Here is a 26,048-nt window from a genome sequence, read left to right as displayed (position 1 = left end):
ACGTTGCCACAGGAGAACCTATCTCGGAATCAGATGGCGCGGAAGAGCCATTGCGTCGCTTAGCGGTTCAGCCGGAGCGGGTCTCCAGGGCTTTGGCTCAGAGAAAGCAGCGCGCGCGCGCGACGTATGACTGGGAGATCGATCATCTTCCCATCAACCGTGAAAGCGCCCAAGCGCTTTGCCTTGGCTTCCTGTTCCGCCCGCACCACGCGCCTCGCCCATTCCAGTTCATCGGGGAGTGGAGCGAACGCTTCGTTGAGAACGACAACTTGCGCAGGATGAATGGCGAACGCACCAGCAAATCCTAGAGTATTAGCGTGACGCGCGATTTCACGAAATTTCTCGATATCCGCAAAATCCCCAATGCTTCCGACAAACCCAAGCGGGAAGAGGCCTGCAGCACGCGCGGCAAACAGAACCGCAAGATTAGGGGCCAAGAGTAGATCAGCTGTCGGCTGCCCGCCGACAGCCGAACTAAAATCCTCAGGCCCAAGCGACATCGCGATCAGCCGCGGGTGTGCCGTCGCAATTGCCGGGAGCCGGGGCAGCGCAGCCGGGGTCTCAATCTGCGCCACGAGCCGGATCGCGCCCGCCACCAGGCCGCGTTCCTGCTCAAGCGCCAGAATCTCCTGAGCAATCTCGACGATCCACTCAGCTGATTCAACCTTTGGCAAAACAAGGGCGTCGACACCGGACACGATTGCTACGTCCAAGTCTGCGCAGAGAGCCCTCAAGCCACGGTTCACCCGGACTAGCACCGACGAAGCCTTCTGTCCCGACTGAGCGATGCTCTCCCCCAGCCGATGCCGGGCTTCGGATTTGGACGAATACGGGACGGAATCCTCCAAATCCAGCACGATCCCGTCCGCGCCCCGCTCGTGGGCCTTGCACACGAACTTGGGCAAGTGGGCAGGCACGAACAAGAGCGAACGCCAACGTCGGTCCTGGGAAGCCTTGGTGGAGTCAATGTCGCCGATCTCTGTCACCGCGACCTCATCGCCCTTGAGGAACGCTGGTAGTGGAAAATTCTTGACGAATAGCCGCCGTATGAGCGCCCAGCGCTGGCACCGGGCGCAACGCCACAGGTTCCTTGTCAAAAATCGCGGCCGGAGCAATCACGTCGATATTGCCGCCTGGTGTCTCAACTTCCGCCCTACGGATATGTGGATGGTCGGATACCGCCGCAATGTCATTCATCCTTCCGTAAGCAAGGCCTGCGGACTCGAGTTCCCGCATCGCGTCGCTGCTCGACAGTTCCGAGAATCGAGCTTGGATTATTTGATCAAGCGCCGCGCGATTACCCAGGCGGTCCATATTGAACGCGAACCCTGGGGCCCGGGTGAGCTCCGGAATCTTTAGGAAAGCATCACAAAAACTGACCCATTCCCGGTCGTTCTGAACCGAGAAGATCACGGACTTGCCGTCGGCACATCGGTAAGCTCCGTAAGGCGCCAGTGATGGGTGGTTCACGCCGAAACGCAACGTGGGGTAGTTTCCATAGTCGTGCTGGAGGACTGGGACATTCATCCAGTCCGCCACGGCATCAAAGAGCGATACCTGGATAGCAGCACCTTTTCCTGTGGTCACGCGAGCATAGAGGGCTTGTAGGATGGCGCTGTGCGCGGTCATGCCTGCAGAGATATCACACACAGATACACCGACCCGTGCTGCGCCTTCCGGGGTGCCCGTGATGGCAGACAGGCCGCTTTCGGCCTGAACGATGAGGTCGTAAGCTTTAAGATGGGAATAATCCCCACCTTCGCCGAACCCCGAAATGTCGCAGGTAATCAAACTTGGATAGCGCTCGCGAAGGCTCGCTGAGCCGAAACCGAGCTTAGCCATACTCCCTGGCTTGAGATTCTGAATGAAAACGTCAGCCGACGACACCAGAACAGCGAGGAGTTCGCGGTCCGCTTCAACCCGCAGATCCAGGCAAACCGACTCTTTGCCGCGGTTGAGCCACACGAAATAGGCGCTCTGCCCTTGGACCAGGCTGTCGTAATTGCGCGCGAAATCGCCTTCCGGCCGTTCCACCTTGATGACCCGTGCGCCGGCATCGGCAAGCCGAGATGACGCGTACGGCGCAGCGACCGCCTGCTCCACCGCGACGACGGTGATCCCTTCGAGAGCGTTTGTCACCGCACTACGACCCTTGGTATAATGGCGTCGTGCGACTCCCGGGCCTCGTCCTGTCCTGCACGTCGTCTTTCGAGAAGAGCGAGAAGGCGGTTTTGCTCATTGCCTACGATGGATATGCCCTCGTCGACTCCCATGCCGGGCTTTGCCAGCATCATGTCAGCCCGGGTTGCGACGGACACATGGACGGTCGCTCGGGCGGACAAGTCTGTTTCGGTACAACTGCCTCCCACATAGGCCCCGACCTGATGTTGTTTGCAAATCAGCACCGCTTTCGCGGTATCCGCTATGGAGCCAACGTCGGGCGTCTTGATCTGCACCAGGTGTGCGGCGTGGGCCTCGGCAAATTGCCTGATGTCATCCAGGGTGTTGCAGCGTTCGTCGACAACGATCCGGGCGTTGGGGCCTCGGCCATCCAAGATCGAGACAATCCGAGCGTAGTTCTCGACCTGGGCTTCTGTTGAGCCGAAGTCTCCCGGAGATTCAATGTTCACCACAAAATCGGGAACCGTTTCCGCCACGCGGCTTATGAAATCGGCAATCACTTGGGGATCGAGACCCAGCTCAAGGCCGATCCAGCCATACACGTCAAAGTGCAGCACTGGCCGATACCCAGGGCTACCTATTTGCTGCGTCCGGGCAGCCACCCATTGAACAAATTCGAGAAAGGTGTGGCCTCCTACACCGAATTTCTGCCTTGAGTTAATGAGGCCGTGCGGAAGAACATCGACCGCCTTCAGGATCATTTTGTCGACGTTGATCTCGCGCGCATCTCCGCTTTGCGCATAGATCGGGACACCCCGGGTCGGCAGGGGGAGGCTGAAGGAGTCGCAGACAGCCTCGGCCATTGTCTTTCGCCCGATATGCGCGGCGGCTCGCAGAAGCGCCTGGCTCACGCCGTACTCTAAGGCCAGGGGCAAGCGCTTCCCCTCCATAGGAGCCAATACCTGCGAACAGGCTTCCAGAAATGAAGACGTATCAACGGACAGGATTCTTGGAGCGACAACCTCTCTCGTCAACTTTGACATTGCGTTGCTGTCGAACAGGGGATCGCGGCCACCGGCCCCCGAGTATTGAACGCTCATCATATCGCCCCAGACAACCGTGTCGTCGGCCAGCACGAGCCCGATGCTGAGCGATGACGCGGGCGTTCTTATGGACGTCAGGCCGGCGGTCAGCGGTTCCCCGATATACAAAAAACCGTCCTGGCCAGCGCCCGCCCTTATTGCGGCCTGGTCGTCATAAAAGAATGCGCCGGTGCCCGGCGCCAACACGATGTCTTTGATGTTCACTTCGTTGTTCGCCCTGACGATGTGCGTTGCAATCACGAAATCTCGACGTGCAGCTGATTAAGCCCTGAACAGGCCGCCTAAGCCCAATATAAATTTCATACGAGCACCATCGTGTTTTCAGATGGATACTGGGGGCTACCAGCGTGAAAGTGCCTGACCAGTTCCAGTTGCAGCGCTCAAGGCGGAGGCTCTCCAATTGCGGACGCCGCCATCTCGAAGTGAGATGACGCCAATATAAACACTGCATTTGACTGCGCACCCCTTCCGACGAATGCTCCCCTAGCTCTCATGAGACAGACAAAACGAGGGACGGCGCGGGGGCACCGCAGGGAGCATGGACATCAAACTGACAGGCATTTGGCCACCACCGTTCCCGGCAATCGCGGGATGAATGTCGGTGAACTCGAGCACGCTCGTGCTGAATTCCGAGAAGGATCGTACGCATGAACTACCAGAAACCCTTTTTACCCGAGGAGTTCGACCGTCGCGTCCAAGACGTCAAAAACCGGATGGAGAAGGCCGGGTTTGATCTGCTCATTTGCCAAGACCCCGCCAACCTGGGTTGGCTTACCGGCTTCGACAGCTGGTCGTTCTACACTCCGCAAGCGGTGCTGGTTCATGTCAATGAGGACATGCCGTTCTGGTTCGGACGCCCGATCGATGCCAAGTCGGCAAGCGTTACGACGAACCTGCCTGAAGCGAACATCGTCTCCTTCCGAGAAGCCCTCGTCCATCATCCCGATGACCATCCGTTTGATGATCTTAGTGCACTCATCATCTCCAAGGGCTGGGGTTCTGCTCGAATAGGCGTCGAGCTCGATGCCCACTACTACACGGCACGGGCTCATCAGCACTTGGTCCGGGGGCTCCCAAACGCAAAGTTTGCGGATAGCCGCGAGCTCGTGAACTGGGCTAGGCTCGTCAAGTCCGAAGCCGAGCTTGTCTACATGCGGGAGGCGGGCCGAATTATCAGCCATACCATGCGAGAGGCTATTGCCAGGCTCAAACCGGGTGTTCGCGATTACGAAGTCATAGCGGATGTTTACCGTAATCAGATTTTAGGCGTGGACGGAAAATTCGGTGACTACACAAGCCTATCTCCATTGCTTCAGATCGGGGAGGGGACAAGCACCTGTCACCTAACATGGAGCGATCAGAAGGTCCTCGAGTCTGGCCTGGTGGTCATGGAGCTTGGAGCGGCACGCCGACACTACACCACCCCACTCACGAGAACGATTCATGTCGGAAAGCCTCCGCAGGAGGTCTCGCGCCTGGCGTCAGTCATTGTTGAGGGCGGCGATCTCGCACTCGAAGCGGCCAAGCCTGGGGTGACCGTCGAAGAAGTCGCGGCAGTCTTCCAAACTGTTTTGAAGCGCAATGGCTACAGCAAAGATAGCCGCGTCGGTTACTCCATTGGTATCGCTTACCCACCAGACTGGGGCGAACGGACAGTCAGCATCCGCGCCGGCGAAAAGACGCCCCTGCAGGAAGGAATGTGCTTCCACTTCCAATCCGGGGTATGGCTCGACGAGTTTGGCGCAGCGATCTCAGAATCTTTCGTGGTCACCGCGAAAGGTGGTCAACGCTTCTGCGACGTGGAGCGCCGCCTGATCGTCATCGACTGAGGGGATACGCGAGGATGAGTTAGGCGGCTGGATAAGGTCGGGCGGTTCTGGCCTCATGCGTGTTGGACTAGGCTAATGGAGACCAGCTCTCCCAAATAACGCTTCTACAAAGAAAAAAATGCCGGCTCGCGGGAGCCGTTCAATCACTCAACAAGGGAACTGAAACATGAACAAGAGAATCGCAAAAATAGCGGCAGGATTGGCCATCGCTTATGCCGCAATTGCACCGGTCCACGCAGGAGATTTGTCAGACCGTATCGCCAGCGGCAAATCCATCCGCATCGGCTTTGCCAACGAAGAACCCTTCGCTTTTCCCGACAACAAGAATCAACCAGTAGGGTTCGTTAATGCGATCGCACTGGGCGTGCTAAAACAGATGGGCTACGATAACGTGGAGACTGTCGTAACAGATTGGGGCGGGCTTATCCCTGGCCTGCAATCTGGACGTTTTGATATGGCCACGGGTGGCCTTTACATTCTCAAATCAAGGTGTGCAAGCGTCACCTTCTCGGAGCCATTGGCGAAGGTAACGGACGCGCTGATCGTACCAGCTGGCAATCCTAAAGGACTCAAGAATTACGAGGACATTGCTAAGAAGGGCGCAACGATGGTGACCGGCATCGGATACAGTAACATAGAGCAGGCTAAGAAAGCCGGGGTACCCGAAGCGCAGATCATGCAAGTGCCGGGTCAAACAGAGATACTCGCGGCGGTTGAGTCGGGACGCGCAGACGCCGGCGCGTCGGGATATCTTTTGTCGCGGTCTGTCGCTGACAAATCCGGCGGAAAGCTTGAGGTGACCGACCCAGACGCAATGCCGGAATCGACTCAAAATTGGGTGAGCATAGCCTTTAGAGGCGCGGACAAGGACTTTGTGGAGAAGTTCAACGAAGCTCAGAAGAAATACATCGGAACTCCCGAGATGATGAAAGCCGTCGAGGCTTACGGCTACGACGCAAAGCTTTTGCCAAATGACAAGTCTGCGGAATGGGTTTGCGCCAATCGCTGATGCTAGACCTACTTCTCCTGGGGAGGCCTTGGCCTCCCCAGTGCGCGTTCAGAGGCTGACCCGATGCCCGTCTGGGAACTTCTTCAAACATATGGTTCGGTGTTGATCTATGGAACGTGGGTGACCTGTCTGCAATTTCTCCTCGCTGCGCTCGTGGCAATATCGGTTGCATTGGCAGCGGGACTTGGAAAGCTTTCAAGGAACCAACTGATCCATGGCGCCTCAGTATTCTTCATAGAAATATTTCGAGGTACATCACTTCTGGTCCAGTTATACTGGATCTTTTTCGTTTTGCCCCTTTTTGGTATTACGCTCCCAAACTTCGTTGCCGGCTTCGTGTCAGTGGGACTAAATTACGGCGCATATGGTGCCGAGGTGGTGCGAGGCGCAATCCAAGCTGTTCCTCGTGGACAGTGGGAGGCCGCAATTGCAATATCTATGTCACCCTACATGAGAATGCGACGTATCGTGTTGCCTCAAGCGTTTGCGCTTATGCTGCCACCATGGGGAAATCTTCTGATCGAGTTGCTTAAAGGCACCGCACTTGTATCTCTGATATCGGTTACAGATTTGATGTTTGAAGCAAAGCAGATCAATGCTTCAACCTACGCATCCGCACAGGCGTTCGGCACAGCGCTTATCATTTACTATCTGCTTGCGAGAGTGGCCATAACTCCGATCATGCGCTGGGCTGAGCGGGCCATGGCACGGAGGTTAGGCAGGTAATGAGTAGCGCATGGAACTGGGACTTTGCCTGGGAAATTTTGCCGAAGCTTCTATGGGCGACCGGTAACACACTGATTGCGGCCTGTGCGGGTTATGCGATGGCGCTTGTCCTGGGTCTGCTTTTAGCCCTATCGCAACAGTCAACGTTTGCACCCGCACGAATGGTAGTGCGGGAGCTCGTTGAGTTTGTTCGCTCGACACCGCTCGTGCTTCAGATATTTTTCGTGTTTTACGTCGCTCCCCAATTTGGTATCCTTTTATCGCCTTGGACATCGGGTATATTGGCGATCGGGGTTCACTACTCGGCATACCTGTCCGAGGTCTACCGTGGAGCGTTCGAAGCAGTACCGCGCGGACAATGGGAAGCATGTCGCGCGATAAACATGTCCCCAGCTCATACCTACTGGCGCATCATCATACCACAAGCGCTTTTGACTGCTGTGCCAGGAATGGGGAACTATCTCGTTGGCATTCTCAAGGATACGCCGATGCTATCGGTAATTGGCGTGATGGAGCTTATGCACGCCGCGAATGCGATCGGTTCGGAAAATTATAGGTACCTTGAGCCATTCACGCTAGTGGGTTTAATCTTCTTGTTGATTTCGCTGCCAACGGCCGGGTTGTTAAAAATATTCGAACGTCGACTGCGGTTGGGGCTGGGCCTGTGAAGAGAGAGATGAGCGATTATCCTTTAGAGTTGCCTGCTTCTGACCGTCCTATGGTCAGATTCCTGAATGTCAGAAAGAGCTATGGCGAGCTCAACGTCATCGAACACCTGAATTTCGATGTTGCTGAAGGGGAGATGGTTTCAATTATCGGTCCGTCAGGTTCCGGCAAGACCACTGTCTTACGTGCCCTCATGACTCTCGAGACTATCAATGATGGCGTGATCTACGTTGAGGGCAAGCCACTTACTCATATGGCCACAGGCGGGGTGCTCGTTCCCGCGGATGAGCGTCACCTTCGGCGGATGCGGACTGCTATCGGCATGTGCTTCCAGAGCTTTAATTTGTTCCCTCACATGACTGCCCTCCAAAACTGTATGGAAGGTCCTGTCTACGTTCTAGGTCTTTCAAAAAAAGAAGCGCGGGAGCGGTCGGAAGAGCTGCTGCACATGGTCGGCATGATCGACAAAAAGGATCAACATCCTTCGCGCCTTTCGGGCGGGCAACAGCAGCGCGTTGCAATTGCCCGCGCGTTGGCTATGCGGCCAAAGGTGATGCTTTTCGACGAGGTTACCTCCGCCTTGGATCCGGAAGTGATTGGGGAAGTGACAAACGTGATACGCAAGCTAGTTACCGAACACAATCTCACGATGCTGATGGTAACCCATCAAATGGGCTTTGCGCGCGATATTTCTGACCGTGTCTGCTTCTTTTACGGCGGAAAGATAGAAGAGCAAGGCACTCCCCACGAGCTTTTTGGAAAGCCGCAACGTGAGCGGACTAAGCAGTTCCTTTCCGCCATCAAAGAAGCGGTCTGAGATCCGGATTGACGTTGACCGCAATCTGATTGCCTTGGTCGAACACCGTCTACCGGCCGTGGTACGTTTCCACGTCGAACACGTTTCCTGGGTGACATTCCGACCGGTCAAGGTAAGCATCCGGTAGGGACCGCGGCGTGCCGGATTTGAAGGGACAACTAGCTGTCGCCGGTTAGCCAGTTGGATCGAGCTGGTCTCGAATGATTCCGCGAAGGGCCTCGATGCCGAAGTCGCTAAAGGCAGGGGTTTCGATTCCATCGATATCGTAGACCCACAGCTTACCCTCCTCAGGCTCGAGCTGGTCCGACAGGTCCCACAGCAGGTCTTCATCCTGGCCCAGGATTTGGGCGACGCGCCGGATCGTGAAGACGTGGGCGATCGCTGCCATGGTTCAGGCGGCTGCCGCTTGCTGATCGGGCTTTCTCCATTCCCACGGTAGCAATTCAGGAAGCCGGCTATGTGGGATGCCGGCGATGCGCGCGAGCACGTCGGCCAGCCAGGCCAACGGATCGACATCGTTGAGCTTTGCCGTCGTAATGAGCGTGGACATGGCGGCTGCCCGGGCCGCGCCGCGTTCGGAACCGGCGAAGAGCCACGATTTTCGTCCCAAAGCGAAGCCTCTGAGCGCCCGCTCGGCAGCATTGTTCGTGAGGCAAATTCTGCCGTCGTCGAGGAAGCCGGTGAAGCGATCCCAGCGCCTGAGCAGATAATCGATCGGCTTGACGACCGAGGCCGAGCGCGACAGCCGGGAGCGCTCATCCCGCAGCCATGCTTCCAAGGCAGTCAACAGAGGCCGGCTCTGTTCCTGCCGCACGCGCAGGCGTTCTCCCGCGTTGAGGCCTTTGATGGCGCGCTCGATGTCGAACAGCGCGTCGATGCGCTTGACGGCTTCGAAGGCAATGGGCGAGATCGCCGGCGCCTGTCGGCCACGCCGGGCATTGGCGGCGATGTCGGCCAGTTCGAAGAACTGACGTCTGGCGTGGCTCCAGCACAGCGCCGGCGTGATCGCTCCCTGGGTCCGCGACGGATCGTAGAGCGCATTGTAGCCGCTGTAGGCATCGGCCTGGAGAATGCCGGCGAAGCCTCGAAGATGCCGCTCGGGATGCTCCTGTCGTCGATCGCCCGAGGCGTAGTAGAGCGCCGCTGGCGGCGCACGGCCTCCAAAGGGCCGGTCGTCGCGGACATAGGTCCAGATGTGGCCGGTGACGGTCTTGCCCTTGGCCAAGATCGGCACCGTAGTATCATCGCCGTGCAGGCGCTCGGCGGCCAGAACATGGGCCTCGATCAGCTCATAGAGCGGCTGCAACGCCGTCGCGCAGGCGCCGACCTGGTCGGCCAATGTCGAGACACTCAGATCGATGCCTTCGCGGGCATAACGTTCACTCTGGCGGTTGAGCGGCTGATGCTGGCCGAACTTCTCGAACAGGATCATCGCCAGCAGGTTCGGCCCGGCAAAACCGCGCGGCGTCACGTGGAAGGGAGCCGGCGGCTGCGTTATCCTCTCGCATTCCCGGCATGAGAACTTCTCGCGCACGGTCTGAATGACCTTCCACCGCCGCGGGATCACCTCCAGCGTCTCGGTGATATCCTCGCCCAGCTTCGACAACTTTGGAGAGCCGCAGCACGGGCAGCTCTCGGGTGCGGCAATCACGATCCGCTCACGCGGCAGGTGCTCCGGGAATGGCTTGCGCGACGGCCGCTTGCGCTCAAATATGCGAACCGTCTGGCTCCGGGCCGCCGCTTTCTCGGCAGCTAGTTCGTCCTCGCTCGCCGCCGTCTCCAAGTCCTCAAGCTGCAATTCCATCTGCTCGAGCAGCCGCGCCTTGCGCTCCGAGCGGCTGCCAAAGAGCTCGCGCCGCAGCTTTTCTATCTCTAGCTTGAGGTGGGCGACCAGGGCGGCGTCGTGGGAGCGCGCCGCCTCGGCCGCAATGCGCGCAGCACGTTCCGCCAGGATCATCGCGTGGGCGGCGGCAAGGTCGGAAGGCAGCGAATCGGCAGCGGTGTTCACAAGCCGAGCGAATCATGACCGCCGGCGATTTTCAAAGGCAAAATCTCATCCGACCGATGTTGGACGCCACGTTTCTTGCGGATTTCGCCAGTCGATGCCGGACAACAGATAGCCGAGTTGCGCCGCCGAGATCGTTACCGCGCCATCGGCAGGCGACGGCCACAGAAAGCGGCCTCGCTCCAGCCGCTTAGTGAACAGGCATGCCCCCTGGCCGTCGTGCCAGATCACCTTCAAGAGATCACCCCTGCGTCCGCGAAAGCAGAACAGATGGCCGCTCAAAGGATCGCGCTTCAGAACCTCCTGGACCTGCAAAGCCAAGGACGGGAATCCTTTTCGCATGTCGGTGTGGCCGGTGGCCAGCCATACCCGAACACCGCTCGGAACCGGGATCATCGCCGATCAAGAACGTCAAGAACTCGACCCAGCGCATCGGCATCCACCGTCCGGTCAACCCGAACGCAGCGCCCATCACCGAGGTCGATTTCAATCAACCCGCAGGCGTGGCGGGAAGCCCGAGGACTAGCCTCACTCCTAGTGGCCACATCGCCGCTCACCGGCCGCTTCGTATCCGCTTCGCTGATCGTGACCGGGACAAATCCCGTTTCCACCCCGCCGCCCCCAAGACGGCCCTCCCGGGCTTGCCGTCGCCAACTGAACAAGAGGCTATTTGCAATCTCGTGCCGCCGCGCCACGTCGCAAACAACAGTACCGGGCGCGAAGCTTTCCTCAACGATCCGGATCTTGTCCTCATGCCGCCAGCGCCGGCGCCGTTCGGCACCCAAAACTTCAATCTTCATCGACCTCATGACCTTAAGCATAGACTTAAGGTCACAGACTCCGACGAACCCCCTCAATCACGCAAGGCGGCCTCCGCCGGATGGATACCGGTCAAGTGAAGAAATCGACGTTAGAGGCGTTGATGGGCCGTTGGCGATGCTCGGCTAATTTTTGTCCGCCTCTCCGAGATAGGGTCGACGTCTGGTGGCGCGCTGGCGAGGCCTCCTCTGATTGCCTCAGCCCTTTGTTTCCGGATGTCCTTCGCACAGATGACGGTGATTTATCCGGTTGAAGACACTCATCGAGCTGGATGGTTCCAGCTCTTCAACCCGTGCCCGACATGACTTAGTGATCCAGAACTGCATGGAGGGCCCGGTCCAGGTCCGGGGCTTTCGAGGAAAGAGACGCTTCAGCAATCCGAAGAGCGCCTGCAGATGGTGGGTATGACCGACAAGTGCGCATGATCCTTCCCGTTTGTATGGCGGGTAACGAGCGTGCGTCGCCATAGCTCCCGTCATCTGTGAAGTGACGGAAGTCATTCGGAAACTGGTCGCGCTGAGCACAAGCTCACCAGGATCATGGTTACCCATCATGAGCTTCGCCCGAGACATTCCGACCGTATCTGCTTCCATTTATGTGGCTCGATCAAGGAGCCGGCGCCGCCACAAGCTTTATTTCTGCAGCCCTCAACACGACCGCACCAAGAAGTTGCTTTCCGCCGTTGAGGAAGCGATTTGAAGAGCCGTAACCGCCGCAATCTGATATGGAGCATACGGTCCGCTCGCCCACCAAGGCGGCGGCCCCGCGATCAGAACCACAGCCCAAGGACAAAAAGTGGCCAAAGGTTCAAGCGGTTCGACAGCCAGCTACAACACCGCCTTGAGTTTCAGGTGCGGTTACTCTCTATTTCGGAGTCATTTGTCCAGGCGCAGGAGTCAGCGCAAAACAGGAGTCTGTGCCCTAAAACTGCGTGTGATAGGTGAGTTCTGCAGAATCTGTACGCACTATGTGCGCTAACATCGCTTCCAAAAGCTGGTGGGCTTTTCTTGCCGTGCCACGGCAAGAAACTCATGGCGCGCGCATTCGAGCCCGGCGCAGCATACCGGCCGATTTGTCCCGAGTATCAAAATATGATCAGGATGAGCTGAATAAATTGCAGATCCAGAAAGTCGCAACGGAGACTTAGTTGATGCGATCAGAAAGCGATTTAGATAAAAGCATTTACGCGATTATCGCGTCGTTAGCAGGTTGTAGCTTGATACTTGGAATCGTCGTGATGATATTTTATTGAATCTGCTCGCACATTGAGTGACGACATGTTAAAATTATGCGACAGGGCAGCATTTCGGTACAGCGCTATTATTCTTCTATTATTTTACTCTCGGCTATGATATAAATCGTGACAACCTTTTCCTCAACGCTTTAACCAAACTTGAAGAGGCATGCGATGTTCGATACCAAGATTGTAGACCATAAGCGGCATTTCATTTCCAAGCCTAGACAGTCTTATTTCGGCGCGCCTATAGGCATCTTGTTGCTCCAAACCGAGAATCTGAAATTCATTCCCGGCAGCGTCGGGAATGCGGGTACCTGGAGCGTCCCAGTTCGATATAAGGTGGTCCCTGGGCTTGCTACAGACCTTGTTCTGGGGCCGAACGGCGCGCATCTGTCTGCCGCGGTCGCCCAAGCTGCGGTTGAGCTGGTGGAGGAGGGCGCGCAGCTGATCACCTCGGGCTGCGGGTTCATGATCCGCTTCCAAGAGGCGGTTCGTTCGGCAGTCGATGTGCCGGTGTTGCTCTCTCCCATGCTCCTCGCTCCCATGCTCGAAATGATGCTCCCCAAAGATCAGTCCCTTGGTGTCATTACAGCAAACGCGTCATTGCTGAGCCCGGACGTGCTAGCTGCAGCTGGGATCTCAGCGAACAACGCCCGTTTGGCAGTTGCTGGACTTGAAGGAGCTCCAGCCTTTCGCAGAGCGTTTTTAGAAGACGGCCAGCTGGATCTCAGCGCTATGCATGCCGAAGTCATCGATACGGCAATTGCTCTGGTCAAGGACAGGCCTGACGTCGGAATGTTGCTGCTCGAGTGCTCGGAGTTGCCAACGTACGCTGCTGCCATTCAGGAGGCGACCGGTCGGCCCGTGTTCGACTTCACCTCGATGGTTGAATTCATGGTAAGCGGTATGGTGCGAAGGGCTTATTAGCAGCCAAGCCTACCTTCCTGCCACAACGGATCAACGTGTGCCGCAGCTTGGCGGGCGATTAGCTGAGCTTCACCAAGCTATTTCGGGCTCGTATGCCGCATTAGGGCGAAGAGCGAAGCCCTGACATCAACCATCAGCGGCTGCGGAGAGGTCAATATGCTTCATCCAACAGCAAGTTCCTGTAGTTTTTGTTTTTTACTGGTAGCAGCTCTACATCGGACGACGGTCAATGTCGGCCCCAATTGTCGTTGTAGCTGGCGACCGTACCCGCCGGGGTCCACATAGACCATTTGGCGCTTGGCTGAGAGAATTTCGTGCGGCACATCCGATCTTCGCAAAATGCCTTGTAGCGGTGACGGCGTCGAGGATGTTTGCAATGCGAAGATTGGATTGGGCCGAGGCGGCGGGACCGATATGGACCGCTTCATCGGCTTGCCGGACGTGCAAGGCGTCGCGGTCAGCACGCGCGATCCGCTTGCGTGAGGAATGTGGCATGATCACCTCGTCGATGAAGCCGCGCTCGGCGGCAATGAAGGGGTTGGCGAAACGCTGCTCGTATTCCTGTACGAGCCGCCAGCCTCTCGGGATCGCCGAGTTCGGACCGGTAGAGGATCTCGGCCGCGCCCTTTGCTCCCATCACCGCGATTTCGGCGGTCGGCCAGGCGTAGTTGATGTCGGCACCAATATGTTTGGAAGCCATCACGTCGTAAGCGCCGCCATAAGCCTTGCGCGTGATCAACGTGACCATCGGTACGGTCGCCTGGAATTAGGCAAACAGTAGCTTGGCGCCGTGCTTGATGATGCCGCCATATTCCTGGGCGGTGCCCGGCAGGAAACCCGGCACGTCGACGAGCGTCAGGATCGGGATGTCGAAGGCGTTGCAGAAGCGGACGAAACGCGCCGCCTTGCGGGAGGAATCGATGTCGAGGATCCGGCCAGCACCATGGGCTGGTTGGCCACCACGCCGGCCGTCCTGCCCTCGATGCGAACAAATCCGGTGATGATGTTGTTTCGAGCGGAGCGAGCCGCCAATCGATGCGGCCGGCCCGAATGCGCTCGGCAACGCGCGAGGTTTGCTGGATCAGTTCATCGGCGCGGCGACTGGCCGGCATGAGGTGACCAAGATCAGGCTCTTGTTGTCTTGAGCTTGGCTCGGGAAATCTGAGTATTGCCATTGGGGCAAACTGGGTCTTGCAATTTTCGCTTTGTTGCGTCTAAGTCCCAGGCCTTGATATGAACCGGAATGGCTCAACGGCCAGGCCACGCTGCAAATTGTTACGAAGGAATGCGTAAATATGGCGACCGGAACCGTGAAGTGGTTCAACAGCACCAAGGGATTTGGATTTATTCAGCCCGACAATGGCGGTCAGGACGTTTTCGTCCACATTTCCGCTGTCGAACGCGCGGGCCTCTCGACCCTCGCTGACGGCCAGAAGATCAATTATGAGATCGAGCAAGACCGCCGGACCGGCAAGTCCTCTGCTGGCAGCCTCAGCAAAGCTGGCTGATTTCTCGCCTGCGGCAAGAGCCGGAAGGACGCGGCAAGTACCGGATGTACTGGCGACCGCTCGATAAGAGCAAGCAAGAACATGGCTAAGCTGCAAGGCCGGGCAGCAGATTGCTGCAAGGGCTTTGCGAATCCCTTATGAAATAAGGTCGTTTGCAGGGGGCGGGGCTGGTACCCCGCCTTTTCATATTCCGCGCAGATTACGCCAGTGGCTGCTGCGAACCAGAACAAAGCCCAAAGATTGACGTGAGGCTGCGGCCTTCCTTGCGCGTCTGCTTCTTGGGCGCTTCCGCCTCTTTCTGTTTGCGGCCGAGCCCCACGTCTTCCAAGGCCGAGTGAGGGGGGAGGATGGGGTCGCCTACACGGCGCTCATGCGAGCAATTCGGTGCCCATCCAAATAAGGCCGCGATCGGTGGATCGCTGTGTCCGACAGACAAGTTCGAGTATCGCGACCTATATATTCAATTCCACCTCGGATGGCCGAGAGAGTCAGAATGCGAAACAAGGCGCTATTTCGAAACCTTCAACGGCTGTTGCCTGCATTTGAAGCGGCTGCTCGCCATCTGAGCTTCACACACGCAGGTGAAGAGGTCGGCTTGTCACAAAGCGCGGTCAGCAAACAAATGATGGAGCTTGAGAACCGACTTGGGCAGCCGCTTTTCGTCCGTGCCCACAAACAGATATCCTTGACCTCCGCAGGTCACAGGCTCCTCAAGGCTTATTCTCTTGCCACCTCTCAGATTATCGACGCCCTTGAAGATCTAATTCAGGAGCATTCGAGACAGATCGTTTTGTCGACGTCGACGGCAAATGGGGCGTTCATGCTTCTTCCCCGGCTTGCCGAGCTGCGAGACTGCTTCCCTGGGCGCGAGATATTCCTAGTGACCTGGGACCCTCAGGGTATCGAGCCAACCGGTCAGGTTGATCTCGCTCTAACCTTCGGCAAGCCCGATTTCCCCGGTCTCAGCACCCGTCCACTCTTTCCTGATATTCTCACCCCGGTTTGCTCGCCAGAGTTCCTGGCGAAGAGCGGCCCGTTGCGGGACGTGGGTGATCTATTGAAATGTGAGCTGCTTTACATGCAGGCGCAGCATCCATCTTGGGTGGGCTGGCGGCAATGGTTGCGGGAGTTCGCGTTGGAGCTTCCGAAAAACCATCAACCCATGGGCTTCAATAACTACTTTAATACGATACAAGCCTGTCTGGCAGGCCAGGGCGTGGCTCTAGGCTGGCTGCGCCAGCTCGGCAACATGTTGGAATCGGGACGCTTGGTGACCCCACTCTCGCAGTTCCTGGTAACCGAAGACGTATACCATTTAGCCTGGCCCGCCGACCGGACACCGGATTTTCAGATCCAGCCGTTCGAGGAGTGGCTGACTCGTCGGTACGGCGGTGCGATCCCAGGATTTCCTTTGCTCGCCACGTCCAGGGATTGATAGTTCAGGAGTAGTCTCTAGTCCCGTGAGGCTATAGTCGTCGATCGAGCCTGACTTGAAGGCTGTGGTGGCGCGCTCCCTCTAGACAGGGACCCAGATTATCTCGTCACGCCCACACTCCAAGCCCCAAAATCCGGACGGTTCGCTTGCATTCCCATAGGGAATGCAAGGTGGCGCCATATTTCATTTGAACAAGCTGAGCCGTCGCAATATCCGTCAATCCGAAAGTTCGGCTGCGGTCGCTTTGAGGAGGGCATTAGATTGCGCAACATTTTCACGTTTGGTCACCGTCCTGCCCAACGTAATTGGACCGTCGCGGACTTGCGCGCCAACAAGGGCAAGCAGCAATTGACCGAGGTGACGGCGATGAATGGCGAACAGGCCGCTCGCGCCGCCGCCGCCGGCATCGACACGATTATTACGCGCGTTCAAATGATGAAGGAGGTGCGAGAGGCCGCACCCAATACATTCGTCACCGCTGCACTGATGCTGGTCGATCACCCGACTGAGAATGATGTGCTGAACGGGGCTATGCGGGCAATGGATGAGGGTGCGGACGCACTTTACACCACTCGCAGTCTGGACACGATCACGATGTTGGCTAATCTTGATTTCCCCGTCATGGGACACGTGGGGCTTGTACCACCCTATAGCACATGGATCGGCGGGCTGCGCGCCTATGGCACGACCGCAGATGAGGCTCTGAAGCTGGCCGAGAGGTTCCGCGCTATGGAAAAGGCCGGCGCATTCGCCGTGGAAGTCGAGCTCGTCCCGCAGCAAGTCCTTGAAGAAATCAACAAGCAAACCAGCCTGATCACGTTCTCCATAGGCTCGGGATCTGGCGGAGACGTCACTTTCCTTTTTTCGGAGGATATCTGTGGTGAAACCGAGAATGCGCCACGCCACGCCTACGCGTATGGCAACGTGCGGCGTTTGCAGGAGCAGATTGAGCGCGAACGCCGTGAGGCCCTAACCGCGTTTCAGTCGGCCGTGCGCGACGGCTCGTTCCCTTACAGGGAAGTCTCGATCTCGATGAAGCCCCATGAGCTCGAAGCCTTCCGGGATCAACTTGGCAAGACGGGTTTGGGCGCGGAGCACAAAGGATACTGATATGGCACATGATGCGACAAAGCCTGAGGTCACCCTGCCTGCCAAGTCCACCTGGAACTTTCAGCCTGATCTCCCACTGGAAGACCGCTCGATCTTTAACCTGAAGCGTGGACCAGCCGAGGGGCTAAGGCTCCTTTGGAATTCCTGGCTACCGATTTCGGACCGTCTCATCGTCGTTGGCATGTCAATCCTGACGTGGTTCTACCTGTCGCCCTCATTGCAGACGGCACGTACTTTTGCCTTCGATTGGATTGCCGGGGTCTATCTTCGTAATCTGATATTGATCACCCTCGTCGCGGGCGGGATGCACCTCTATCTTTACACGTTCAAAATGCAGGGCGATCGTCTTCGATACGATGCCCGCCCCTTCCACAAGAAGAATGCGCTGTTCACCTTCAGCAGTCAGTTTCTCGATAACGTATTCTGGTCGATTGCCAGCGGCGTGACCGTCTGGACAGCTTATGAAGTTCTGGGCCTTTGGGCCTACGCAAACGGCTACTTGCCAATGTTGGACGCTGCCGCTCATCCGGTCTTTTTTGTGCTTTGGTTTATTTTCCTGCCATTCTATGGCGTGTTCCACTTCTACTGGATCCACCGTCTGTTGCACTCAAAACTGGTCTACAACCATGTGCATTCCCTGCATCATCGCAACGTGAACGTTGGTCCGTGGTCAGGCATGTCCATGCATCCGATCGAGCACATCGTGTATTTAAGTTCTGTGTTTATCCACGTGGTACTCGCCTCGCACCCGATTCATTTCATTTTTCATCTCCAGCAGAAGGTGCTTTTAGCGGTCAGCTCCCATGCCGGATACGAGTCGGTCACCTTAGGCGAAGACCGCGACACGGGGCTCAGGGTAGGCGACTTCTTTCACCAGCTGCACCACCGCTACTTCGAGTGCAACTACGGCGAACCGGAGGTGCCTTGCGACAAGTGGTTCGGGACCTTTCACGATGGTTCGGAAGAAGCCACGGCGCGCACGCGCGTGCGCATGAAAGAGATGCGCAAGAAATAAGGTGCCGACCGCGCGGCCTTAGATATGGCAGCCGCGGAGGGTAAGGCGCTGCTCAAGATTGATGCCACCCCGCAGCTTCGCCGGAAGTATTTGCCGCGTTGCGCCTGAAGGAGGGCAAATGGTCAAAATCACATACGTCGAATATACTGGCCAAGCTCATGTAGTGGACGTGCGCCAAGGCGCGACGGTCATGGAGGGCGCCCGGGACAACGGTATTCCCGGGATCGAGGCCGATTGCGGCGGCGGCTGCTCCTGCGCGACCTGTCACGCTTATATCGACCCCAGCTGGGTAGCGAAGCTTCCTGCCAAGCAGCCGATGGAAGAGGACATGTTGGAATTTGCGTACGGGGCGGACCTCAGCCGCTCGCGGCTGACCTGCCAGATCAAAGTCAACGGCGCGCTTGAAGGCCTGATCCTGCATTTGCCGGAACGACAGGCCTGAAGCTGGCCGGCAAGGGCAGCTCGCCACTCACAGCCCAAAGGAAGTCATATGCCTGGCATTGTTATCATTGGTGCAGGGCAGGCAGGCGCATCGCTTGCAGCGGAAGCGCGCCAACTCGGCTATGCAGGTCCCATAACCCTGATCGGTGACGAGCCCGTCGCGCCTTATCAACGCCCCCCTTTGTCGAAAGCCTATCTGCTCGGCCAGGCTGGATTGGATAGGATGGCGCTGCGTGCGACTTCATTCTGGGGAGATCACGGCATAGACCTGAGGGTCGGTAGGAGTGTTACCGCGATCGATCGTGAAGTGGGTAGAGTGTGGGCTGGAGGGGAAAGTTTCCGCTATGAGCATCTCGCGATTGCGACCGGCTCCAGTGCGAGGCAGTTGCCGGAGGCCCAGGGCGGCTTGTTGCAGGGGGTCTATACGATCCGAAACATCGCGGATGTGGACGCGATGGCGGGTGAGTTCCGTCCTAACCGGAAACTCCTGATCATCGGAGGGGGCTATATCGGACTCGAGGCGGCGGCCGTCGGTGCCAAACTCGGGCTCAAGGTCACCCTGATTGAAATGGCGCCACGGATCCTGCAGCGCGTCGCAGCCGCGGAGACGTCCAGCTTCTTTCGCGAGCTTCACCTATCCAACGGCGTCGTCATTCGAGAAAATATAGCACTGGAGCGCCTTGTAGGTACGGGGCGCGTTTCCGGCGCCGTCTTGTCTGACGGCACCGAGCTGCCAGTTGATTTCGCCATCGTGGGAATTGGCATCATGCCGAGAACACGGCTCGCGCAGGAGGCTGACCTCGTAATCGAAAACGGCATAAGAACCGACGCTCACGGCCGTACTTCCGACCAGCATATCTGGGCAGTGGGCGATTGCGCATCTTTCCCGCATGAAGGCGGGCGCATCCGCCTTGAGAGCGTGGGACACGCGATCCACCAAGGAGAGGTGGTGGCCCGAAATATCCTCGGGATGACTCAGGCTTATGAGGCGAAACCTTGGTTCTGGTCAGATCAATATGACGTCAAGCTCCAGATTGCGGGCTTGAACGCCGGCTACGATCGGGTCCTGGAACGGAAGGGCGAAGAGGGATCGCGGTCGATTTGGTACTATCGCGGGGATCGCCTTCTGGCTGTCGATGCGATCAATGACGCACGGGCCTACATGGTTGGGAAAAGGATCTTGGAGTCCCGACACACTATCGCGCCCCATTACGTGGTCGACGCCGCGACCGACGTTAAGACGTTGATTTCACGAGCCGTGCCGGTTTCCGTAGGATCTACTGTCGGGTGATCCCACGAGACCCGCGCAAGGCCATTGCCCGGCCCATGTCCGGCTTTTTTAAAGAACCTTCCACTCAAAGCAGCGGCGTCGGCGCTGCTCTATAGACGTCTAGAGTCGGCGCTTTATCACCTCAACTGACACATGAGTATTTTGCAGTTTCATTGTCCGGCGCGTTGCGCTCCAATGATGGGGTATCGGGGTTCCGAGCATGCATAACACCAAATTTGGCAGCGTCGTATTTTTCCGGTGAACCATAACAGAAGGGAGAAACGTGGATGCGATTGAGTGGCAGGATGGGGCTTCAAAAGGCTCTCTTAGTGATGTTTAGCGTCACAGCTGGGACGGCGGCTGTCGCAGAAGAATTGCCCGGTAAGGGGGTTACCGTCCAACCTTCCGATCAGAATTACGTGGGTGAATGGTTTCAGGGGTATCTGGTGGGCCTGGGGCTCAAGGACCTCGGATTTGATGTGCAAGAATCGGCTTCTATGCAGGTGCAGGCGGCGTTCGTCTCGGTTGCCAACGGTGATGCGACCTACTACCCCGCCTATTGGAATCCTCTCCATAAATCGTTTTTTGAACAGGCTGGCGGCGAGGCGAAGCTGCAGCCGGTGGGCACACTGGTAACCAACTCCATTCAGGGCTACCTGATTGATAAGAAGACTGCCGACGCCAACAATATAAAGACGATCAACCAGCTCAAAGATCCGGCTATCGCCAAACTGTTCGATATCGACGGCGATGGAAAGGCCGATCTCTATGGCTGCAATCCTGGCTGGGGATGCGAACGGGTAATCGAACACCAACTGGATGCTTACGGTCTGCGAGACACTGTGCATCACCTGCAGGGCAACTATGAAACGATCATTGCCGACGCGATGGAGCGAATCAAGGCAGGCAAGCCAACTTTATACTATGCCTGGACGCCGAATTGGTTGAGCGCTGTCCTGCGGCCCGGCCACGAAGTGGAATGGCTGACGGTGACGTCCACGGCGCTGCCAGACGATCAGGTTGGTGCCGTCACCGACGTGCCTAGCATCGGAAATACCGGATTTCCGGTGAACATCCAACAAGTGATCGCTAACACTGATTTTTTGAAGAAGAATCCGGCTGCACGTAAGTGGTTTGAACTGCTGGCCGTCCCGATCGAGGACATCAATGCCGAGAATTTGCTCGAGCACCAAGGAGAAACCTCGGCCGCACAGGTGCTTGCCCATGCAGAGGATTGGAAGGCGAAACACAAGTCGCAATGGGACGCATGGATCACGGAAGCCAAGGCCGCTGCTAAATAAGCAACGATGGCTCTCTGGGGTATCTCCCCAATTGCCAGATGTCTGCCGGCGGGATTCGGACGAATTCTGCCGGCAGAAACTTGTGGATGACCCTGATCCAGCAGCGAGACGCTTAGTGAAGGACAAAGATGGACTGGAGCGAAGAGATTGTCGCTGAAACGGACCTGGTGGATACTCACGAGCATCTCGTAGAGGAGTCACGGCGGACGAAAGGGTCGAGCGGCTGGCTCTTCCCTTGCGATGATTGGGCCCTTTTGTTCAGGGAATACATACAGGATGACCTTCACTGCGCGGGGATGAGCACCGCTGACGAGCAGCGCTTTTACGATCCAGAGACGCCGTCGATCGACAAGTTCAAGCTTGTGCACCCGTTCTGGGAGCGTATCAAACACACGGGCTACGCCCAGGCTTTCTCCCATACATTGCGCAACCTCTACGGGATCGAGTCATTCTCGTTGAAGCACGTGGAAGAGCTCGCCAGCAGGTACTACGACCTCAAAAAGCGTGGCTACTATGAGCACGTTCTAAAGAACGTGAGCAGGCTGACCGAGTGCCATGTCAATTCACTTGAGCGGATTTCATGGAGAGCGAACCTCCAGAGCTTCTGAGGCAGGATATCAGCATTCTAGAGCTCAGCCGGTGCAGCGCCGCCGACCTTGCGAAAGTTGAAAAGTGAGACCGGTCTGACCATAAAGACTTTCGAAGATTGGCTCGCTGCGATCGACCACTTCTTCGAGGGCTACGGGAAGCAGGCGGTAGCGGTCAAATACCAGGGGGCCTTTTCGCGGCGATTGAATTTCGAACATGTATCGAAACGCTCTGCTGCGGATTTCTTCAATCCCCACCACGCCGAGCGGCCATTTATCGGGCCCCATGGGGAAAAGGTCCTACAGGACTACCTCTTCCACTGCTGCCTTAAGCCGCCTGAACGTCTGCACGCTGCTGATGCCAGAGGCCAAGACGGGTCACGGTCCTGGTAGGGGTAACCGATGTGCATAGGGACGACCCCTACCTCGGGATAGTCCTGCAGCAAGCTGCAAAAGTCCGCTGCATTCTCCTTTACCCTTGCAAGGGCCATCGAGTCCCTCGTGGCAAAGTAACCCGTATGCAGCTTGACGGGGAGACCGTACTCACCGTTGCTCCCGTTGCTGGCCACATATGTCGGTCACGCCAGCTACAGCGATACAGCCTACTATCTCACCGGTTCGGCGGATCTTCTCGCCATTGCGGCAGAGCGCGCCTTCCTCGACGGGAGGTGCACCAGTGAGCAAACACCTGCTGCGGGCGCCGCTCCTGGAGTCCTATTTTCGCCGGCGCTTGACCAAACAACGCAACGCGACTCCCGCGACCGTGGCCAGCTATCGCGACGCCTTGCGCATGCTGATCATCTTTGCCGCCACCCGGTTGCGGAAGAAGCCGGCGGCGTTGGCGCTCGAAGACCTTGATCCAGACCTCGTTCTCGCCTTCCTCGACGAGCTCGAGGAGAAGCGCAACACGTCATCGCCACGCGCAACGCCCGCCTGGCCGCCATCCGATCCTTCTTTCACCGTTGCAGCCGCCGACCCGGCGTCCTCCGGTGTCGCCCAACGCGTGCTGACGATTCCTATCAAACGGGCGCACACAGTTAGAGCGGCAGCATCCACAAGAGCTCCTGCACGGCAAGGGGCGCAGAGACCGCGCAATCCCCATTGCTCGCGACTTGGCGCGAGCGCTGACCGCCTTGTTGAGCGAACGCGGAATCGCGAACCACGGGCCGCGACCAATCTTTGTCGGTGCCCGCACCGAGCGCCTGACGCGTTTCGGAGCGACCCATATCGTGCGGCGAGCGGCCGCCAAAGCGGTGGCTATCAGGCCGGCCTTGAGCGACAAGCCCATATCGCCACATATTTTCCGACACTCCCTCGCCATGACGCTTCTCCAGTCCGGTGTGGATCTCTTGACGATTCAAGCCTGGCTTGGGCACGCACAAGTCGCCACCACCCACCGCTATGCCGCTGCGGATGTCGAGATGATGCGCAATGGGCTCGAGAAGGCGGGCGTCGATGACAATCACGGCGTGCGCTTCAGACCGAACGATGCCGTCCTGCAACTGCTAAACAGCATCTAATATTATGTGGCGGAAGATTCCGGACTGGGCAGGCCCAGGCTGGTCGCCGGGACGGCTCCGCCACATAATCCGCACGACACATAAGAACGGATCCGAGCCGGCATCCCGCACCAGCGCAAAGGAGGCCATCGAGGCCTTATCGGAAGTCCACTGGGTGGCTCGCAAGATAGACCTTCACCCCTGCCGGGATCATGCTGAGCGCGCCGCCCGCAAAACACGCCGCAGATGGTCCTCGCACACATTCGCACCGGCCCGGACTGTCACGCCATTGACTTCAATCTCAATGGTTCGGGAATGGTGAGCCTGAAGCCTCCCAAGGCCGGCCTCCTGTCCTTGCCGGCGCGTTCCACCTCATCCGTCTTGGGCGCCGCAGCCCGCCAGCCGAACAATTGCGATGGGCTGATCCCGATCTCCCGAGCCAGGGCCGAAACATTGGCGCCAGGTTCACAGCTTCTTGCCACCATCTCGGTCTTGAACGCATCCGACCATCGCCGCCTCCGCGCGACCGGTGACCCTCGAAGCGATCCGTAACCGCCTCAATCAATTGAAAGCTTCTATCCGCAGGCATAGGCGCAGACATAGAAATTGACACTGAAAGCTCCTCGGCTACCTCAGTGTCATCATCGCCGCCGCATAATTGCTGCGCCAGATGGGGTGGCCTTCCCGCTTACGGTAGGTCGACGGGGCGAATGGCAATACCTTGTAGATCGGCTCGACCCGATGCGCCTCGCGGTGATCGTCAATGAAGACGATCATGTCTTGAACCGGCGGTCGAGCTCCGCCTGGCAAAATACGCGCTCGCCTTGCTCAGGATCTGGTTGGCCTTCCGACGCTCGCGGTTCTGGCGTTCCAAAGTCTCCAGCTTCTTCGCCATACCGTAGGCACGCCGTCATGCACGCCGATGTTGCGCTCAGCCTCCTTCACCTACTCATGCAGCGTCTGCGCTGTGCAGCCGATCTTGGCGGTATGCTCGCCTTCGTGATCCAGAACCAGCCGAACTGCGGGGGTTCGGACCTCGGGAGAGAACTTGTTGGGTCGTCTTGCTTGTCATGGCTACCCTCTTAGGAGTTTGAGCCTCCGATCAACCCGGCGCGGTTCCCTTCGTCGTTTTAGTTTTTGTGTATTTCACCGGGCCATCCGATTTACGCTTTGAGGGCCCATCGTTGTCAGTCGCTTAAGGATGGCCTACAGAAGCAAGTGAACCCAAATTGCTGCGGCGCGACGGGGCATGCAATCAAAGACGCTTTACCGGAACATCCAGCGATTGTTGCCCACTTTTGAAGCGGCTGCTCGTCGCGAAAGCTTCACCTTGGCCGGCGAAGAAGTCGGGTTATCACAGAGTTCGGTCAGCAAACAAATGATGGAGCTCGAAAGCAGGCTGGGGCAGCCGCTTTTCGCCCGAGCGCATAAGCAGATTTCGTTGACCCCCGCGGGTCACCGGCTCTTGAAAGCCTATTCTGCAGCGGCATCTCAGATCACTCATGCGCTTGACGACTTAGTTCAGGATCGGTCGAGGCAACAGATTGTGCTGTCGACTTCCACCGCCATTGCTACATTCATGCTGATGCCCCAGGTGGCGGAGGTCAGAGAGTATTTTGGCGGCGGAGAAATTTTTGTCGTGACATCCGACCCTCAAGGGATCGAGCCCACCGGGCAGGTGGATTTAATGTTTGTATTCGGCAAACCTGATTTTCCCGGCTTCACAACACGGCCGTTGTTTCCAGACATCCTCACCCCGGTTTGCTCTCCGGAGTTCTTGGAAAGGAACAGTCCGCTTCGGAAAGTGACCGAGTTGGCGAACTGCGAACTTCTCTACACGCAGGATCAACATCCATCTTGGGTAGGTTGGCGTCAATGGCTGCGCGAATTCTCGGTAGAGCCAGCCAAGAACCACCAAACCATGGGTTTTAATAGCTACTACAACACGATCCAGGCGTGCCTCGCAGGTCAAGGCGTGGCGCTGGGCTCGCTTCGGCTGCTTGGCGAACTGCTTGAGAGAGGACGCTTGGTGACCCCACTTTCCGAGTTCCTAGAAACAGAGGACAAGTTTCACTTAGCTTGGCCTTCGAATCGGCCTCCAATTTTTCCGTTGGAGCGATTTGAGGAATGGCTTACTCGCCGTTATGGCGGTCCTATCAAAGGCTTTTCGCGGAGCCGGCCCGGCGATTAAGCATCCGGCGGTTTTTCTGCATTTCATATACCATCGATGGTCAACCAGTACGAAATTAGGGTGTGTGGATGCTGGCTGCTCGACACCCCTGCATGCGCCGCTTGGTCGAGTCCTGCGAATGCTTCGGCACAGAGGACCAAGGCATGCTTCCTTTAACTGACCTGCCACTGAACTTTCATCCAGTGGCGATTAGAGCCTCGGCCGTTTCTGTTACGCCGTATGGCGCGGTTGGAGCAACCGGCGGAGACGCGAAGCCTTCATTGAGCGCAGCGTCGGAGCCGGTTGCGGTGAGGGTTCCGGCGAAGGCCGCCGGGGTCTGGTAGCCGAGCGAGGAATGCGGCCTCGCAGTGTTGAAGTCCTGCCTCCATTCGGCAATGGCACTGCGGGCGTGGTCGAGGCCGAAGAACAGGCTCTCGTTCAACAGCTCGTCGC

The 26,048-nt window shown here is 57.6% G+C and carries 26 protein-coding genes, 3 pseudogenes and 1 other annotated feature; of the genes and pseudogenes, 16 read left to right on the top strand and 13 right to left on the bottom strand.

Annotated features, from left to right (window positions below):
* Positions 1-59: 59 nt before the first annotated feature.
* The 3 genes from NKH36_RS32060 to NKH36_RS32050 are packed head-to-tail and all read right to left on the bottom strand — an operon-like array spanning position 60 to position 3,428.
* Positions 60-986: an HpcH/HpaI aldolase/citrate lyase family protein gene (locus NKH36_RS32060; protein WP_352961001.1), complete on the bottom strand. Its 927-nt coding sequence runs from the start codon at positions 984-986 to the stop codon at positions 60-62.
* A gap of 7 nt (positions 987-993) precedes the next feature.
* A complete protein-coding gene (locus tag NKH36_RS32055; protein WP_352961002.1) occupies positions 994-2,139 on the bottom strand; it encodes a CaiB/BaiF CoA transferase family protein in 1,146 nt (381 codons plus the stop codon).
* Complete coding sequence (locus NKH36_RS32050; RefSeq protein WP_352961069.1) at positions 2,136-3,428, bottom strand: methylaspartate ammonia-lyase; 1,293 nt, start codon at positions 3,426-3,428, stop codon at positions 2,136-2,138. The genes NKH36_RS32055 and NKH36_RS32050 overlap by 4 nt, the downstream gene beginning before the upstream one ends.
* 443 nt (positions 3,429-3,871) lie before the next feature.
* Between NKH36_RS32050 and NKH36_RS32045 the strand changes: the two genes are divergently transcribed.
* From NKH36_RS32045 to ehuA, 5 genes are all read left to right on the top strand, one after another.
* Positions 3,872-5,053: a M24 family metallopeptidase gene (locus tag NKH36_RS32045; RefSeq protein ID WP_352961003.1), complete on the top strand. Its 1,182-nt coding sequence runs from the start codon at positions 3,872-3,874 to the stop codon at positions 5,051-5,053.
* Between the two features lie 166 nt (positions 5,054-5,219).
* On the top strand, positions 5,220-6,062 hold the full coding sequence (ehuB, locus tag NKH36_RS32040; protein WP_352961004.1) for an ectoine/hydroxyectoine ABC transporter substrate-binding protein EhuB: 843 nt from the start codon (positions 5,220-5,222) through the stop codon (positions 6,060-6,062).
* Positions 6,063-6,125: 63 nt separating this feature from the next.
* On the top strand, positions 6,126-6,788 hold the full coding sequence (gene ehuC / locus NKH36_RS32035) for an ectoine/hydroxyectoine ABC transporter permease subunit EhuC (protein ID WP_352961005.1): 663 nt from the start codon (positions 6,126-6,128) through the stop codon (positions 6,786-6,788).
* The gene (gene ehuD / locus NKH36_RS32030; protein WP_352961006.1) at positions 6,788-7,456 is read left to right on the top strand and encodes an ectoine/hydroxyectoine ABC transporter permease subunit EhuD; all 669 of its coding nucleotides are present in this window, start codon (positions 6,788-6,790) and stop codon (positions 7,454-7,456) included. Before ehuC ends, ehuD begins: the two co-directional genes overlap by 1 nt.
* 8 nt (positions 7,457-7,464) lie before the next feature.
* Positions 7,465-8,271, top strand: a complete 807-nt coding sequence (ehuA, locus tag NKH36_RS32025; protein WP_352961007.1) for an ectoine/hydroxyectoine ABC transporter ATP-binding protein EhuA — start codon at positions 7,465-7,467, stop codon at positions 8,269-8,271.
* Positions 8,272-8,443: 172 nt separating this feature from the next.
* On the opposite strand, the gene NKH36_RS32020 is transcribed toward ehuA, so the two are convergent.
* The 4 genes from NKH36_RS32020 to tnpA all read right to left on the bottom strand — a co-directional run bounded on the left by NKH36_RS32020 (position 8,444) and on the right by tnpA (position 11,076).
* A complete protein-coding gene (locus NKH36_RS32020) occupies positions 8,444-8,659 on the bottom strand; it encodes a hypothetical protein (RefSeq protein WP_352961008.1) in 216 nt (71 codons plus the stop codon).
* Between the two features lie 3 nt (positions 8,660-8,662).
* Positions 8,663-10,228, bottom strand: a complete 1,566-nt coding sequence (gene tnpC, locus NKH36_RS32015; RefSeq protein ID WP_352961070.1) for an IS66 family transposase — start codon at positions 10,226-10,228, stop codon at positions 8,663-8,665.
* Positions 10,229-10,324: 96 nt separating this feature from the next.
* Entirely contained in the window at positions 10,325-10,672 is a 348-nt protein-coding gene (gene tnpB, locus NKH36_RS32010; protein ID WP_352961009.1) for an IS66 family insertion sequence element accessory protein TnpB, read from the bottom strand.
* Positions 10,669-11,076: an IS66-like element accessory protein TnpA gene (tnpA, locus tag NKH36_RS32005; protein ID WP_352961010.1), complete on the bottom strand. Its 408-nt coding sequence runs from the start codon at positions 11,074-11,076 to the stop codon at positions 10,669-10,671. The genes tnpB and tnpA overlap by 4 nt, the downstream gene beginning before the upstream one ends.
* Before the next feature lie 1,427 nt (positions 11,077-12,503).
* Here tnpA and NKH36_RS32000 point away from each other — a divergent pair.
* Positions 12,504-13,259: an aspartate/glutamate racemase family protein gene (locus NKH36_RS32000; protein WP_352961012.1), complete on the top strand. Its 756-nt coding sequence runs from the start codon at positions 12,504-12,506 to the stop codon at positions 13,257-13,259.
* A gap of 210 nt (positions 13,260-13,469) precedes the next feature.
* Here the strand turns inward: NKH36_RS32000 and NKH36_RS31995 are convergent, their stop codons facing one another.
* Positions 13,470-13,790: a biotin carboxylase N-terminal domain-containing protein gene (locus NKH36_RS31995; protein ID WP_352961071.1), complete on the bottom strand. Its 321-nt coding sequence runs from the start codon at positions 13,788-13,790 to the stop codon at positions 13,470-13,472.
* Positions 13,717-14,322 (bottom strand): annotated as a pseudogene (locus tag NKH36_RS31990) (carboxyl transferase domain-containing protein). The gene NKH36_RS31995 and the pseudogene NKH36_RS31990 overlap by 74 nt, the downstream one beginning before the upstream one ends.
* A 232-nt stretch (positions 14,323-14,554) precedes the next feature.
* On the opposite strand from NKH36_RS31990, the gene NKH36_RS31985 reads away from it, so the two are divergent.
* The 8 genes from NKH36_RS31985 (at position 14,555) to NKH36_RS31950 (ending at position 21,947) form a co-directional block, all read left to right on the top strand.
* A complete protein-coding gene (locus tag NKH36_RS31985) occupies positions 14,555-14,767 on the top strand; it encodes a cold-shock protein (protein WP_023749661.1) in 213 nt (70 codons plus the stop codon).
* A 493-nt stretch (positions 14,768-15,260) separates the two neighbouring features.
* Entirely contained in the window at positions 15,261-16,202 is a 942-nt protein-coding gene (locus NKH36_RS31980) for a LysR substrate-binding domain-containing protein (RefSeq protein ID WP_352961013.1), read from the top strand.
* Between the two features lie 261 nt (positions 16,203-16,463).
* Positions 16,464-17,312: a 3-methyl-2-oxobutanoate hydroxymethyltransferase gene (locus tag NKH36_RS31975; RefSeq protein ID WP_352961014.1), complete on the top strand. Its 849-nt coding sequence runs from the start codon at positions 16,464-16,466 to the stop codon at positions 17,310-17,312.
* A 1-nt stretch (position 17,313) separates the two neighbouring features.
* On the top strand, positions 17,314-18,327 hold the full coding sequence (locus NKH36_RS31970; RefSeq protein WP_352961015.1) for a sterol desaturase family protein: 1,014 nt from the start codon (positions 17,314-17,316) through the stop codon (positions 18,325-18,327).
* A 118-nt stretch (positions 18,328-18,445) separates the two neighbouring features.
* A complete protein-coding gene (locus NKH36_RS31965) occupies positions 18,446-18,769 on the top strand; it encodes a 2Fe-2S iron-sulfur cluster-binding protein (RefSeq protein WP_352961017.1) in 324 nt (107 codons plus the stop codon).
* Positions 18,770-18,817: 48 nt separating this feature from the next.
* Positions 18,818-20,059, top strand: a complete 1,242-nt coding sequence (locus NKH36_RS31960) for an NAD(P)/FAD-dependent oxidoreductase (RefSeq protein WP_352961018.1) — start codon at positions 18,818-18,820, stop codon at positions 20,057-20,059.
* Between the two features lie 266 nt (positions 20,060-20,325).
* Positions 20,326-21,339 carry a glycine betaine/L-proline ABC transporter substrate-binding protein ProX gene (gene proX / locus NKH36_RS31955; RefSeq protein ID WP_352961019.1) on the top strand — a complete coding sequence of 338 codons (1,014 nt, stop codon included), beginning with the start codon at positions 20,326-20,328 and terminating at the stop codon, positions 21,337-21,339.
* A gap of 128 nt (positions 21,340-21,467) precedes the next feature.
* On the top strand, positions 21,468-21,947 hold the full coding sequence (locus tag NKH36_RS31950; RefSeq protein ID WP_352961020.1) for a hypothetical protein: 480 nt from the start codon (positions 21,468-21,470) through the stop codon (positions 21,945-21,947).
* A 24-nt stretch (positions 21,948-21,971) separates the two neighbouring features.
* On the opposite strand, the gene NKH36_RS31945 is transcribed toward NKH36_RS31950, so the two are convergent.
* Positions 21,972-22,214: a hypothetical protein gene (locus NKH36_RS31945; RefSeq protein ID WP_352961022.1), complete on the bottom strand. Its 243-nt coding sequence runs from the start codon at positions 22,212-22,214 to the stop codon at positions 21,972-21,974.
* An 824-nt stretch (positions 22,215-23,038) separates the two neighbouring features.
* On the opposite strand from NKH36_RS31945, the gene NKH36_RS31940 reads away from it, so the two are divergent.
* Positions 23,039-23,446, top strand: coding sequence for a tyrosine-type recombinase/integrase (locus NKH36_RS31940; RefSeq protein ID WP_352961023.1), 408 nt, complete (start codon positions 23,039-23,041; stop codon positions 23,444-23,446).
* A 260-nt stretch (positions 23,447-23,706) separates the two neighbouring features.
* Here NKH36_RS31940 and NKH36_RS31935 read toward each other — a convergent pair.
* A pseudogene (locus NKH36_RS31935) lies at positions 23,707-23,934 on the bottom strand (transposase); the annotation flags it as partial.
* A 184-nt stretch (positions 23,935-24,118) separates the two neighbouring features.
* Positions 24,119-24,439: pseudogene (locus NKH36_RS31930) on the bottom strand (IS3 family transposase); the annotation flags it as partial.
* Positions 24,128-24,243, bottom strand: a sequence feature (AL1L pseudoknot). (Overlaps the previous pseudogene by 116 nt.)
* Before the next feature lie 235 nt (positions 24,440-24,674).
* Here NKH36_RS31930 and NKH36_RS31925 point away from each other — a divergent pair.
* Entirely contained in the window at positions 24,675-25,616 is a 942-nt protein-coding gene (locus NKH36_RS31925; protein ID WP_352961024.1) for a LysR substrate-binding domain-containing protein, read from the top strand.
* Between the two features lie 175 nt (positions 25,617-25,791).
* On the opposite strand, the gene NKH36_RS31920 is transcribed toward NKH36_RS31925, so the two are convergent.
* The coding region (locus NKH36_RS31920; RefSeq protein WP_352965892.1) for an integrase core domain-containing protein at positions 25,792-26,048 on the bottom strand (257 nt) is incomplete at its 5' end.

The organism is Mesorhizobium sp. M1312, from assembly GCF_040318115.1.
In the GTDB taxonomy this organism is placed as follows: Bacteria; Pseudomonadota; Alphaproteobacteria; order Rhizobiales; family Rhizobiaceae; genus Mesorhizobium.
Note: the sequence above shows the minus strand (reverse complement) of the source record. Positions and strands in the feature narration are given on the sequence as shown.